12 protein-coding genes are annotated in these 12546 nt (G+C 74.4%); 7 read left to right on the forward strand and 5 right to left on the reverse strand.

All coding sequences use genetic code 11. The features are described from left to right. Positions 1-125 precede the first annotated feature (125 nt). Positions 126-2354, forward strand: coding sequence for a catalase/peroxidase HPI (gene katG, locus ACZ34W_RS27170; protein ID WP_465607787.1), 2229 nt, complete (start codon positions 126-128; stop codon positions 2352-2354). 73 nt (positions 2355-2427) lie between these two features. Here the strand turns inward: katG and ACZ34W_RS27175 are convergent, their stop codons facing one another. Beyond that, entirely contained in the window at positions 2428-3621 is a 1194-nt protein-coding gene (locus ACZ34W_RS27175; RefSeq protein ID WP_329492385.1) for a ricin-type beta-trefoil lectin domain protein, read from the reverse strand. A 245-nt stretch (positions 3622-3866) separates the two neighbouring features. Here ACZ34W_RS27175 and ACZ34W_RS27180 point away from each other — a divergent pair, with 245 nt between their 5' ends. From ACZ34W_RS27180 to ACZ34W_RS27190, 3 genes are all read left to right on the forward strand, one after another. Further along, on the forward strand, positions 3867-4436 hold the full coding sequence (locus ACZ34W_RS27180) for a TetR/AcrR family transcriptional regulator (protein ID WP_329491546.1): 570 nt from the start codon (positions 3867-3869) through the stop codon (positions 4434-4436). Between the two features lie 97 nt (positions 4437-4533). After that, positions 4534-5718: a GDSL-type esterase/lipase family protein gene (locus ACZ34W_RS27185; RefSeq protein WP_465607790.1), complete on the forward strand. Its 1185-nt coding sequence runs from the start codon at positions 4534-4536 to the stop codon at positions 5716-5718. Positions 5719-5899: 181 nt separating this feature from the next. Beyond that, positions 5900-6880 carry an alpha/beta fold hydrolase gene (locus tag ACZ34W_RS27190; protein ID WP_465607792.1) on the forward strand — a complete coding sequence of 327 codons (981 nt, stop codon included), beginning with the start codon at positions 5900-5902 and terminating at the stop codon, positions 6878-6880. Between the two features lie 140 nt (positions 6881-7020). Here the strand turns inward: ACZ34W_RS27190 and ACZ34W_RS27195 are convergent, their stop codons facing one another. Next, positions 7021-7272 (reverse strand): DUF5302 domain-containing protein, encoded by a 252-nt coding sequence (locus tag ACZ34W_RS27195; RefSeq protein ID WP_359810302.1) that lies wholly within the window; start codon positions 7270-7272, stop codon positions 7021-7023. 266 nt (positions 7273-7538) lie between these two features. Between ACZ34W_RS27195 and ACZ34W_RS27200 the strand changes: the two genes are divergently transcribed. Further along, positions 7539-7949: an acyl-CoA-like ligand-binding transcription factor gene (locus ACZ34W_RS27200; RefSeq protein WP_465607795.1), complete on the forward strand. Its 411-nt coding sequence runs from the start codon at positions 7539-7541 to the stop codon at positions 7947-7949. Positions 7950-7962: 13 nt separating this feature from the next. On the opposite strand, the gene ACZ34W_RS27205 is transcribed toward ACZ34W_RS27200, so the two are convergent. Beyond that, positions 7963-8832 (reverse strand): MBL fold metallo-hydrolase, encoded by an 870-nt coding sequence (locus tag ACZ34W_RS27205; protein ID WP_465607797.1) that lies wholly within the window; start codon positions 8830-8832, stop codon positions 7963-7965. A gap of 130 nt (positions 8833-8962) precedes the next feature. On the opposite strand from ACZ34W_RS27205, the gene ACZ34W_RS27210 reads away from it, so the two are divergent. Next, positions 8963-9391 (forward strand): MarR family winged helix-turn-helix transcriptional regulator, encoded by a 429-nt coding sequence (locus tag ACZ34W_RS27210; RefSeq protein ID WP_465607799.1) that lies wholly within the window; start codon positions 8963-8965, stop codon positions 9389-9391. 35 nt (positions 9392-9426) lie between these two features. On the opposite strand, the gene ACZ34W_RS27215 is transcribed toward ACZ34W_RS27210, so the two are convergent. Next, positions 9427-10563: an FAD-dependent oxidoreductase gene (locus ACZ34W_RS27215; protein WP_465607801.1), complete on the reverse strand. Its 1137-nt coding sequence runs from the start codon at positions 10561-10563 to the stop codon at positions 9427-9429. A 193-nt stretch (positions 10564-10756) separates the two neighbouring features. Between ACZ34W_RS27215 and ACZ34W_RS27220 the strand changes: the two genes are divergently transcribed. Next, entirely contained in the window at positions 10757-11449 is a 693-nt protein-coding gene (locus ACZ34W_RS27220) for a TetR/AcrR family transcriptional regulator (protein WP_396487237.1), read from the forward strand. Positions 11450-11582: 133 nt separating this feature from the next. On the opposite strand, the gene ACZ34W_RS27225 is transcribed toward ACZ34W_RS27220, so the two are convergent. Then, the gene (locus tag ACZ34W_RS27225; RefSeq protein WP_465607804.1) at positions 11583-12470 is read right to left on the reverse strand and encodes a hypothetical protein; all 888 of its coding nucleotides are present in this window, start codon (positions 12468-12470) and stop codon (positions 11583-11585) included. Between the last annotated feature and the right edge of the window lie 76 nt (positions 12471-12546).

Here is a 12546-nt window from a genome sequence, read left to right on the forward strand (position 1 = left end):
CCGGAACGGCGGTGAGCACCTCCGCGTCGGGTGAGCTAGTCCTCCTCATTGAACGACCCCCCCCAGGTGCTCCGCCCTTCGATCGTTCCTGAACAACGTGATCCGCCCGGCCCGGAAGGATTCCCATGTCTGAGAACCACGACGCGATCGTCACCGATGCGAAGGCGGAGGGGGGAGGCTGCCCCGTCGCCCACGGGCGCGCCGCGCACCCGACCCAGGGCGGTGGAAACCGCCAGTGGTGGCCGGACCGGCTCAACCTGAAGATCCTTGCCAAGAACCCGGCCGTGGCCAACCCGCTCGGTGCGGACTTCGACTACGCCGAGGCGTTCAAGACGCTCGACCTCGCCGCCGTCAAGCGCGACCTCGCCGAGGTGCTGACCACCTCGCAGGAGTGGTGGCCGGCCGACTTCGGCCACTACGGCCCCTTCATCATCCGGATGGCCTGGCACAGCGCGGGCACCTACCGGATCAGCGACGGCCGCGGCGGCGCCGGTGCCGGCCAGCAGCGTTTCGCGCCGCTGAACAGCTGGCCGGACAACGCCAACCTCGACAAGGCCCGCCGCCTGCTGTGGCCGGTGAAGAAGAAGTACGGCCAGAGCCTGTCCTGGGCCGACCTGCTGATCCTGGCCGGCAACGTCGCGCTGGAGACGATGGGCTTCCAGACCTTCGGCTTCGGCGGCGGTCGCGAGGACGTCTGGGAGCCGGAGGAGGACGTCTACTGGGGCCCCGAGACGACCTGGCTCGACGACGAGCGCTACACCGGCGACCGTGACCTGGAGAGCCCGCTGGGCGCCGTCCAGATGGGCCTGATCTACGTCAACCCGGAAGGCCCCAACGGCACCCCGGACCCGATGGCCGCGGCCCGCGACATCCGCGAGACCTTCCGCCGGATGGCGATGAACGACGAGGAGACCGTCGCCCTGATCGCGGGCGGCCACACCTTCGGCAAGACCCACGGCGCGGGCCCGGCCGACAACGTCGGCCCCGACCCCGAGGCCGCCCCGCTGGAGCTCCAGGGCCTGGGCTGGCAGAGCACCTACGGCACCGGCAAGGGCGACGACACGATCACCAGCGGCCTTGAGGGCATCTGGACCACCACGCCCACCACCTGGGACAACACCTTCTTCGAGATCCTCTTCGGCTACGAGTGGGAGCTGTTCAAGAGCCCGGCCGGCGCCCACCAGTGGCGGCCCAAGGACGGCGGCGGCGCCGGCACCGTCCCGGACGCGCACGACGGCTCGAAGACCCACGCGCCGACCATGCTGACCACCGACCTCGCGCTGCGGGTCGACCCGGTCTACGAGCAGATCTCCCGGCGCTTCCTGGCCGAGCCCGCGGCCTTCGCGGACGCCTTCGCCCGGGCCTGGTTCAAGCTGACCCACCGCGACATGGGTCCGGTCGTGCGCTACCTCGGCCCCGAGGTCCCGTCGGAGACCCTGCTGTGGCAGGACCCGCTGCCCGCCGTCACGCACGAGCTGGTCGACGCCGCGGACATCGCCGCCCTCAAGCAGCAGGTGCTGGCCTCCGGCCTGACCGTCGCCCAGCTGGTCTCCACCGCCTGGGCCTCGGCCTCCACGTTCCGCGGCAGTGACCTGCGCGGCGGCGCCAACGGCGCCCGGATCCGGCTGGAACCGCAGAGCGGCTGGGAGGTCAACGGGCCCGACGAGCTGGCGACCGTGCTGCGCACCCTGGAGAGCGTGCGCGACTCGTTCAACGCCGGCCGGACGGACGGCAGGGCGATCTCGATCGCCGACCTGATCGTCCTCGCGGGCGCGGCCGGTGTGGAGAAGGCCGCCGCCGACGCCGGCTTCCCGGTCGTGGTGCCGTTCACCCCGGGCCGGGTGGACGCCGCCCAGGACGAGACCGACGTCGAGTCCTTCGCGGCGCTGGAGCCGACCGCCGACGGGTTCCGCAACTACCTGGGCAAGGGCAACCGGCTGCCGGCCGAGTACCTGCTGCTGGACCGGGCCAACCTGCTGACCCTGAGCGCCCCGGAGCTGACCGTCCTGGTCGGCGGCCTGCGCGTGCTGGGCGCCAACTACCAGCAGTCCTCGCTGGGCGTCCTGACCGACACCCCCGGCCGGCTGACCAACGACTTCTTCGTCAACCTGCTCGACCTGGGCACGACGTGGAAGGCCACCACCGCGGACGCGAACACCTTCGAGGCCCGGGACGCCGTCACCGGCGAGGTCCGCTGGACCGGCACCCGCGCCGACCTGGTGTTCGGCTCCAACTCGGAGCTGCGGGCGCTCGCCGAGGTCTACGCGAGCGACGACGCGAAGGAGAAGTTCGTGACGGACTTCGTCGCGGCCTGGACCAAGGTGTCCGAGCTCGACCGCTTCGACCTGCGCTGACCGCGGGTCACCCGACCCTGACGAACCGCCGTGCCCCGGCCGCCCTCCGGCGGCCGGGGCACGGCGCTGTTCGTCAGGGGTTCAGCGTCCACTTCTGGTTGCCGGCCCCGGTGCAGGTCCAGAGCTGGGTCGCGGTGGCATCGGCCGGGTTGTTGCCTGCTACGTCCAGGCACTTGTTCGCCGGCACGTTGACCAGGTCGCGGGTGGCCGCGTTGTACGACCAGCGCTGGGCGCCGGTGCCGTTGCAGTCCCACAGCTGCACCTTGGTGCCGTCCGCGGTTCCCGCGGCATTGGCGTCCAGGCACTTGCCGAGCGCGCGCACCGTGCCGTCGGTGCCGACCGTCCAGCGCTGCGCGGCCGTCCCGTTGCAGGTGTAGAGCTGGACCTGGGTGCCGTTGGCGGTGCCCGCGGCGGCCACGTCCAGGCACTTGCCCGCCAGCCCGGTCAGGGTGCCGCCCGTGGGGGTGCCGCCGGAGGTGGTCACCCGCACGTAGTCCACGACCAGTTGCTGCGGGAAGGCGGTGCCGGCGTCCGGGTCACCGGGCCAGTAGCCGCCGACGGCGAGGTTGAGGATGAGGAAGAAGGGCTTGTTGAACGCCCAGCTCCGGCCGCCGAGATCGGCCGGGGTGCGGCGCTGGTAGACCGTGCCGTCCACGGACCAGGAGATCGAGTCGGGCGCCCAGTCGACGGCGAAGGTGTGGAAGGCGTCCGCGAAGGCCTGGCCGCCCGGGAGGCTGTACCCGGCGCCGATGCCGCCGCTGCCCGAGTAGCCGGGGCCGTGGATGGTCCCGTGCACCGTGCCGGGCTCGAAGCCGACGTTCTCCATGACGTCGATCTCGCCGCTGTTCGGCCAGCCGACCTGGCCGATGTCGTTGCCCAGCATCCAGAAGGCCGGCCACATGCCCTGGCCGCGCGGGACCTTCATCCGGGTCTCGACGTGCCCGTAGGCCTGGGCGAACCGGCCGGAGGTGTTCAGCCGGGCCGAGGTGTACTGACAGGTGCCGTACCAGCACTGGTAGTTGGCCGGGTTCTCGCGGCGCGCCGTGATCACCAGGTGGCCCTGGCCGTCCAGCGCGGCGTTCGCGTTGCCGGCCGTGTAGTACTGGCGCTCGTGGTTGTTGACGTTGTCGCCGGTCTCGGTCTGCCACCTGCCCGCGTCGACCGCCGACCCGGCGGGGCCGTCGAAGTTGTCCTCGAAGTTCACTGCTTGAACGGAGGTCGGGGCCGCCGTGGCCTGGGCCGGTCCCCAGGCGAAGGTCGCGACCATGGCCAGCAGCAGCCCGAACGTGGCTGCCAGGGACTGTCGGTGGATCGACGAGGGCATACGCAACCGCCTTGGTCTGGAGGGGTCGTGGGAGAGCCCGGCCGGGACCTTTCTTCACGAAGTGAACTCCTATGACGGAACGCTGTCAATCACTTGAACGCCTCGCCATCCTCCCTATATCCCACGTCGATTTGCCTAAAGGTATTAGGCAAATGCATCATCGGTACTGTCGAACGAGAGGACGGGACATGGGACGCGTAGGGCTGACCACCGAGCGCCTGACACGGGCGGGCGCCGAGCTGGCCGACGAGGTCGGCTTCGAGCAGGTGACCGTCTCGGCACTCGCCAGGCGGTTCGACGTCAAGGTCGCGAGCCTGTACTCGCACGTCAAGAGCTCCCAGGACCTCAAGACCAGGATCGCCCTGCTCGCCCTGGAGGAGCTCGCCGACCGCGGCGCCGACGCGCTGGCCGGGCGGGCGGGCAAGGACGCCCTGACGGCGCTGGCCGACGTCTACCGCGACTACGCGCGCCAGCACCCCGGCCGCTACGCGGCGACCCGTCAGCCGCTCACCCCGGAGGCGGCGGCGGCCAGCGCCGGCGGCCGCCACGCGGAGATGACGCGGGCGATCCTGCGCGGGTACGACCTCACCGAACCGGACCAGACCCACGCCGTCCGCCTGCTGGGGAGCGTCTTCCACGGCTACGTCAGCCTGGAGCTGGCCGAGGCCTTCAGCCACAGCGCCCCCGACTCCCAGGAGTCCTGGACACGGATCCTGGACGCCCTCGACGCCCTGCTGCGCAACTGGCCCGCGCCCTGACCCGGGCCCCTCGCCCACCACGGGCGGCGCCCGACCGGCCGACCGGCCCGCGTCCGGGCCGACGCCCCCGCACTTCCCGAAGCACAAGGTTGAGACGATGCACACCACCCCGCACACCTGGATCACCACGCCCGTCACCGCGGAGCTGCTCCGCGGCGCCCTGGACCTGGAGCGGACCGAGCACGGTCTGCTCCCGCACCGGCTGCCCGCCTGGGTCCGCGCCCGCAACACCGACGGCCAGCTGGCCATGGCCGAGTCCCAGCCCTCCGGCGTACGCCTGGCCTTCCGCACCCGGGCCACCGCGATCGAACTGGACACCCTGCCCACCAAGCGGGTCTACCCGGGCGCACCGCCCCGCCCGGACGGCGTGTACGACCTGCTCGTCGACGGCCGCCCGGCCGGGCAGTCCACCGTTCCCACCGGCAACACCCTGACCATCGACCTGGCCACCGGGTCCGCGCGGACCCGGCCCGGGCCGGTCGGCACCGCCCGGTTCCCCGCACTGCCCGAGGGCGTCAAGGACGTCGAGATCTGGCTGCCGCACAACGAGACCACCGAACTGGTGGCGCTGCGCACCGACGCCCCCGTCGAGCAGCACGCGGCCGACCGGGGCCGCAAGGTCTGGCTGCACCACGGGAGTTCGATCAGCCAGGGGTCCGACACCGCGAGCCCCAGCACGACCTGGCCGGCGCTGGCCGCCGCGCTCGGCGGTGCGGAGCTGGTCAACCTGGGCCTGGGCGGCAGCGCCCTGCTCGACCCGTTCACCGCCCGGACCATGCGCGACACCCCCGCCGACCTGATCAGCGTCAAGATCGGCATCAACCTCGTCAACACCGACCTGATGCGGCTGCGCGCCTTCACCCCGGCCGTCCACGGCTTCCTCGACACCATCCGCGAGGGGCACCCGGACGCGCCGCTGCTGGTGGTCTCGTCCATCCTCTGCCCCATCCACGAGGACACCCCCGGCCCCAGCGCCCCGGACCTCACCGCCCTCGCCACCGGGCGCCTGCGGTTCCTGGCCACCGGCGACCCGGCGGAGCGGGCGGGCGGGAAGCTCACCCTGCGCGTCATCCGGGAGGAGCTGGCCCGCATCGTCCGGCAGCGCTCCGCCCAGGACCCGAACCTGCACCACCTCGACGGCCGCGAGCTGTACGGCGAGGCGGACTTCGCCGAGCTGCCGCTGCCCGACGCGCTCCACCCGGACACCGCCGCGCACCGCCGCATCGGCGAGCGCTTCGCCGCCCTGGCCTTCGGCCCCGGCCGGCCGTTCGCGGCGCGGTAGCGGGGAGCGCGGGCAACCGGTAGCGGTAGCGGGGAGCGCGGGCGCCGAAGCCGGCCGGGCGGTTTGCCGAACCGGCAACAGCCCTCGCCCGGAGCCCACCGGGCGCACCATGATCGGCGGCGAGACAGCGTGCGCCGGAGCGCCACCCCGCGCCCGGCCGACCGAATCGTCAGGAGGACGCATGTCACCCCACCTCGCGGGCGCCACCCACCGGCTGGTCCCCACCCCCGCCGGCCGGATCCACCTGGTGGAACAGGGCAGCGGGCCGCTGGTCCTGCTGGTGCACGGGTTCCCGGAGTCCTGGTACTCCTGGCGCCGCCAGTTGCCCGCGCTGGCCGCGGCCGGGTACCGCGCGGTCGCCGTCGACGTCCGGGGGTACGGGCGCTCCACCGCACCCGAGGATCCGGCCGCGTACCGGATGCTCGACCTCGTCGAGGACAACGTCGCGGTGGTGCAGGCCCTGGGCGAGCGGTCCGCGGTGATCGTCGGCCACGACTGGGGGGCGACCATCGCCGCCGACTCCGCCCTGGTCAGGCCGGACGTGTTCCGTGCGGTGGGACTGCTGAGCGTCCCGTACCTGCCGCGCGGCGGTCCGCGCCCCAGCGAGGTCTTCGCGGGGATGGGCGGCGACGAGGAGTTCTACGTCGCCTACTTCCAGGAGCCGGGCCGCGCCGAGGCCGAGATCGAACCCGATGTGCGCGGCTGGCTCGCGGGCTTCTACGCGGCGCTGTCCGCCGACACCATGCCGGCCCCGGGCGCACCCGATCCGCACTTCGTCGGCCCGGGCGGGACGCTGCGCGACCGGTTCCCCGCCGGCCGGCTGCCCGGCTGGCTCAGTGCGGAGGACCTCGACTTCTACGCCGGTGAGTTCGAGCGGACCGGCCTGCGCGGGGCGCTGGCCCGGTACCGCAGCATGGACCGGGACTGGGAGGACCTCGCCCGCTTCGACGGCGCCCCGATCACCCAGCCCTCGCTGTTCGCCGGCGGCGGCCTGGACGCCTCCACCACCTGGCTGGCCGAGGCGATCGCGGCCTACCCCGTCACGCTTCCCGGTCTGCTCTCCTGCCACGTCCTCGACGGCTGCGGGCACTGGATCCAGCAGGAACGACCGGACGAGGTCAACCGGCTCCTGACCGACTGGCTGGCCTCCCTGCCCGCCTGACCGGTCGGGCCGACCCGACCGGCCCGCGGACCGTGGCCCGGGTGAACGGCTCCGCCGCCCGCCCCGCGAGGGACCGGGCGGCGGAGACGCCAGGTGGACCGGGCGGCGCCGGATCCGGCGCCGCCCGAGCGGTCGAGTGCTCAGCCACCGCTCTTGCGGCGGAAGTTGCGCTTGCCGCCGGCCGCGGCGTGGGCGCCGTGGATCTTCGAGTCGCCGTTCGGGCCGCCGGACGCGGCGCCGCCCTTGGTGCCGTGCTTGCGCTCCAGCGCGGCCAGGAACCGGGCCTTGACGTCGTCCTGCGTGGCGGGCGCCGCGGCGGCCTGGTCGGCCTCCGCGCCCGTGGCCTTCTCGGTGTTCTCGGCGTGGTCGGACGACGTTGATTCGCTGCTCATACGGGACCTCCTGGAAGGGTGCTGCCGGTTGACGGCTTCACGCACACGATGTCACGTTCGGCGGCCTCCCCCGAACCGGTGGCGGCGGACACCGCACGGGGCACCCGGCTGATCCGGTTCACCGGGCCGTCGGGGCCGCCCCCCGAACGGCGGCCGTCGCCGGATCCGGGGGCGGGCGGGCCTTCCCGCGACGTACCGGCCGTCATTGGTGGTCCCCCCAGTGGGCCAGGAGCTGCTCGGCGCTGTCGGGGGCGAAGGCGCCCTCGATGCCCTCCGCCGCGTCGGCGGCGGCCGCGGCGGAACGGGGCAGCAGGACGCGCTCGTACGCGGCGACGGCGCCGTCGACGGTCGGGTGGTTTAGGGGTGTGCGGCCAGCTGTGCGGCACCGGCAGCGCGTACAGGGGCCGGTTGACGTAGCCGGTGTCGCCGCCGGTCACGGCCTCGTCCGCGACACCCCCGCGCTGAGCGAGTATGCCCGCCGGATGTGGACGCGCCACCAGGAGGCCCTGGCCCGCGCCGTCGCCGACGCGACCGGCGCCGAGCCCGACGACCCGCACTGCGCCGCGCTGGCCCGGTTCACCCTCGAAGCCTCGGCGCTCGCCCGCGACTCGGCGGACCCGGCGCGGGCCCTGGACGCCGCCTTCGACCTCCTCGAACACGGATGGCAGGCCGGCTGACCGGGCCGTCGGGTCAGGCGTCCAGCGGCTGCCAGGCCGGACCGGACCCACCCCGCCGGACGTGGCCGAACACCACGTCGGCGAAGTGCACGCCGAAGCCGATCGTGCCGGGCTCCGCCAGCTCGGCGACCAGTCGGCGGCGGTGCTCGGCGGTCCGGGTCAGGTCGTGGTCGAAGCCCGAGGACCAGTCCGGGTGGTCGATCTGGATCGGCGAGTGCGCGGTGTCGCCGAAGGCGATCAGCCGCCGGCCGCCCCCGGTGACGACGTACTCGGCGTGCCCGGGGGTGTGCCCGGGGAGGATCCGCACGCGGACGCCCGGGAAGACCTCCTGCCCGTCCGTGATCGTCCGGACGCGCGGGGCCAGGGCCGCGACCTGCTCGTCCGCGAGGTTCCGCTGCTCCCACTCCGGCGCGGAGACCAGGTAGTCGGCGTGGGCGAACAGCGGCCGGTCCCCGCCGGGGGCGGGGAGGGCGGCCCAGCCGACGTGGTCGGCGTGGAGGTGGGTGAAGGCCACCGCCTCGATGTCCTCGGGGGCGCGGCCGAGCCGGGCCAGGCCGTCCGGGAGCGCGCCGCCGCGGATCGTGGCGAGGGGCCCGGCCGGCGCGGCGTGCGACCGGGGGCCGAAGCCCGCGTCGATCAGCAGCGCGCGGTCGCCGTGCTCCACCAGCAGGCTGCCGACGCTCCCGACCAGGTGGCCCCCGGCGTCCAGGTACTCCGGGTGCGCGGCCCACACCTCGCCGGTGCTGTCCGGGAGCACGTCCAGGGGGCGCAGCCGCACATCACCGTCCGGCACGTACGACACCGTGGTGTCGCCCAGCCGTATCGAGCGGACCCCCGCCGGCCGGCGCAGTCGCCCGCCCTGATCCACCGTCATGTCGGCCATGAGTTCTCTCCCGTGTGTCGTCGTCAGTTCGGCGCCGGGGTTCCGGCGCCGTCGACGCCACCATAAGCATCAAGTTCGAATCATTCAAGCTGCAATTATGTTCGCTTGACGAACTGCTAGACTGGGCGCCATGACGACGTTCTCCGAGCCGCAGGCCATCGCCGTGCGACAGCTGTGCGGCCTGGTGAACGGGCTGAACCAGCGGATCGTCGAGCACGTGCGCGTGCGCGCGGCCACCCTCGGGCTCACCCCCTCCCAGGCGACCGCGCTGCGGGAGATGAGCGGGCCGATGACCATGCGCGAGCTCGCCGAGCGCATGAGCTGCGAGCCCTCCAACACCACCTTCGTCGTCGACAAGCTGGAGAAGCAGCAGCTGATCGAGCGGCACCCGCACCCCACCGACCGCCGCGCCAAGCAGCTCGTGCTCACCGCCGAGGGCACCGCGCTGCGCGAACGGCTCCTCAAACTCCTCACCGAGGGCTCGCCGCTGGGCAGCCTCACCGCACAGGAGAGGCAGCTGCTGCACGGCCTGCTGGAACGGGCCGTCGCCCCCGCGTAGGGCCGCGAGCGCGAGGAGCCCGGACCGGCGGTCGATCAGCCGGTGGCGGCGAACCGCTCCAGCAGGCCCTCCAGCGCGCGCTCGCCGAACATCTGCGCCAGGCTCGCGGCGGACTCGGCGGCCGAGGCCGCGCCGCGCGGGAACATCGGTTCCTCGTAGGCCCGCAGGGCGGCCTCGACGTCGCCCGGGTGGGCGGCGAGGGCCAGACCGAGTTCGGCCCCGTCGAGCATCGCGAGGTTGGCACCCTCCCCCGCGAACGGGGACATCAGGTGCGCGGCGTCGCCCAGCAGGGTCACACCGGGGGTCCGCTCCCAGCGGTGGCCGATCGGCAGGGCGTGGATGCGCCGCCCGACCAGCGCGCCGTCGGCCTCCCCCACCAGCGCCCGCAGGCTCTCGTGCCAGCCGTCGAAGTGGGCCAGGACGGCGCCCTTGGCGGCGGCGGTGTCGGCCAGGTCGAAGCCGTCCAGCCACTCCTCGGCGACCTTGAGGGCGGTGTAGACGTGCAGACTGCCGTCGCCCTCCCGGTGGGCCAGGAAGCCCCTGCCCTCCCCGAGGGAGAAGAAGAAGCCCCCGCCGATCAGGGCCGCCGCGGCCGGGTGACGGGTGTCCGCGTCGTGCAGCTCGGCCTCGACGAAGGAGACGCCGGTGTAGGCCGGCGTCGCCGCGGAGAGCAGCGGGCGGATCCGGGACCAGGCGCCGTCCGCACCGACCAGCAGGTCGGTGGTGACGGCCGAACCGTCCCGGAAGCGCAGTTCGTGACGGCCGTCGCCGAGCGGGCGGGCGCCGGTCGCCTTCCGCCCCCAGTGGACGGTACCGGGCACGAGGGAGTCGAGCAGCAGGTCGCGCAGCCGGCCGCGGTCCACCTCGGGGCGGTCGCCGCTGCCGTCGTCCTCCTCGCTGTGGCGGACGGCGCCGTCCGGGGCGACGATCCGCATGGCCTGGCCGCCCGGATGGACGAGGCCGAGGAAGGGCTCGTGCAGGCCGGCCGCGCGGAGCGCACGCTGGCCCGTGCCGCCGTGGATGTCGAGCATGCCGCCCTGCGTGCGGGCCTCCCGGGAGGGCTCCAGGTCGAAGACGGTCGCGGCGATGCCGTGCACCTGGAGGACGCGGGCCAGGGTCAGACCGCCGAGGCCGGCGCCGACGATCGCGAGGGGGTGGTGGGTGGTGGTCATGGCGTGCTCCTCGGGCGGGTACGGGCGTGGGGTCGCGGGTGGGGGCGGTCGGGCCGGCGGCTCGGGACGAGCGGGCGGCGCGCCCTCCTTCCCCAACGTAACGAACATGTTCGTCAGGAACAAGGTCTTAACGAACATGTTCGCCAGGGCGCCGAACTTGTTCGTCCCGAACGCGATCGTTAGGCTCGGCGGCGTGACGTCACGCTCCCCCGCCCCTCGTAGCCGCCGCGAGCGGCCCGCCAAGCCCGCGCTCACCTACGAGGGCATCGTCGACACGGCCGTCCGGATCATGCGGGCCGAAGGCCTTCCACGCGTCACCATGCGCCGGCTCGCCCAGGAGCTCGACACCGGCCCGGCGTCGCTGTACGTCTACCTGGCCAACACCGCCGAGCTCCACGCGGCGATCCTGGAGGAGCTGCTGGGCGCCGTCGACCTCGGGCCGCTGAGCGCGCCGGGCGACTGGCGCGAGCGGCTCGCCGCCGTCCTCGGCTCGTACACGCACGTCCTGTTCCAGCACCCCAGCCTGGCGCACTCGGCCCTGCTGGCCCGCCCCTCGGGGTCGAACTACCTCGCGCTCGTCGAGGCCGTCCTCGCCCTGCTGCACGAAGGGGACGTCCCCGACGGCCAGGCCGCCTGGGGCGTCGACGTCCTTCTCCTGGCGGCCACCGCGATCGCCGCCGAGCAGGCCGGCCGCGACCAGGACGCCCGCGCCGAGGCGGAGCAGGGCGCGCTGGCCGACGCGCTCCGGGCGACCACCGCGGCCGACCACCCGCGCATCACCGCGCTCGGCGCGGACCTCCTCTCCGGCACGCCCGAGCAGCGGCTGGCCTGGATCCTGCGCACCGTCATCAACGGCACCCTGGTCACGCCCCGGCCGCAGGCCTGATCCCCGGCCGGGCGGCGTCCACGGCCGAGGGCGGCGGCGGCGCCGGTGCCTGCCCGGGCGAGGCCGCCGCCGTCCGCCGCGCCCAGGGCTCAAGGGGGGCTGACGGCGCGTCGGTGGCGGGAGGGCGGACCGGTCAGCGGCGGCCGACGTCGCGGGTGAGTTCCAGCCCCAGCACCCGGTCCAGGGCGGCGAAGGTCTCGAAGCGGGCCCCGTCCGCGAGCCCCGAGGCCGCCCCGACGCGGTGCAGCAGGGCGAGCACCGCAGGGGTGTCCAGGTCCCCGGTGAACGCGGCCGCGGCCTCCCGCCGGATCTCGTCCGGCACGGGCTTCGAGGGCCCCCAGGCCCAGTCGGCGACCTGCCGCCGCCAGTCCCGCAGCGTGCCCGCCGCCTCGGCCAGCTCACGCGGACCCGCCACGACCGGCTCGCCGTACGGGCGGGCGAGCAGGGCCAGCCGCAGCGCGGAGGCGTCGACGGCGCCGGAGCCGAGACCGGCCGCCAGCTCACCGCCCCGGTCCGGCCCGGCGGGGCCGACCCCGAGCCAGACGCCCGCCGCGCCCGCCCGCTCGGCGTCCGCCGCCAGGACCTGGACGTCCGGCGGGCCGCCCAGCGGACCGTCCGGATCACCGGAGGCGACGACGGCGACCGGCGGGTGGACACCGAGAGCGGCGGCGGCACGCCCGAAGTCGGCGGCGGCGCCCTCCGCCACGGCGAGGACCCGCACCACCTGGAGGCCTTCGATCTCGGCGACCCTCTGCAGGACGTCACCGACCAGCGCGGCCCGCAGGTCCCCCGCCCCGGTCCGGCCGCCCGGGCAGCCCAGCCGGACCCCGACCCGCAGCAGCATCCGCCGCCCGGGCGGGATCCCGGTGCTGCGCCCGGTCCGGGCGTCGGCCACGGTCAGCGCGGGTTGCCGGGTGCCCGGCCCCTCCCGCGCGACCTCCTCCAGGCGCAGCGCCGGGCCGTCGCCGGACCCCACCGCGTCGCTCACCGCGCCCGTAGGGATGCCCTGTTCGTCCGCCACTCGGCCACACCTCCTCGGCGTGGCCATCCTCCTCCCCCGGCCCCGGCGCCGCCACCGGCCGTACCGGGCGCCGGCG

The organism is Kitasatospora sp. NPDC022856 (assembly GCF_055561235.1).

Coding starts and splice junctions, on each gene's coding strand:
- katG (WP_465607787.1), top strand. CDS start 126: ATGTCTGAGAACCACGACGCGATCGTCACCGATGCGAAGGCGGAGGGG.
- ACZ34W_RS27175 (WP_329492385.1), bottom strand. CDS start 3,621: ATGGTCGCGACCTTCGCCTGGGGACCGGCCCAGGCCACGGCGGCCCCG.
- ACZ34W_RS27180 (WP_329491546.1), top strand. CDS start 3,867: ATGGGACGCGTAGGGCTGACCACCGAGCGCCTGACACGGGCGGGCGCC.
- ACZ34W_RS27185 (WP_465607790.1), top strand. CDS start 4,534: ATGCACACCACCCCGCACACCTGGATCACCACGCCCGTCACCGCGGAG.
- ACZ34W_RS27190 (WP_465607792.1), top strand. CDS start 5,900: ATGTCACCCCACCTCGCGGGCGCCACCCACCGGCTGGTCCCCACCCCC.
- ACZ34W_RS27195 (WP_359810302.1), bottom strand. CDS start 7,272: ATGAGCAGCGAATCAACGTCGTCCGACCACGCCGAGAACACCGAGAAG.
- ACZ34W_RS27200 (WP_465607795.1), top strand. CDS start 7,539: ATGCCCTCCGCCGCGTCGGCGGCGGCCGCGGCGGAACGGGGCAGCAGG.
- ACZ34W_RS27205 (WP_465607797.1), bottom strand. CDS start 8,832: ATGGCCGACATGACGGTGGATCAGGGCGGGCGACTGCGCCGGCCGGCG.
- ACZ34W_RS27210 (WP_465607799.1), top strand. CDS start 8,963: ATGACGACGTTCTCCGAGCCGCAGGCCATCGCCGTGCGACAGCTGTGC.
- ACZ34W_RS27215 (WP_465607801.1), bottom strand. CDS start 10,563: ATGACCACCACCCACCACCCCCTCGCGATCGTCGGCGCCGGCCTCGGC.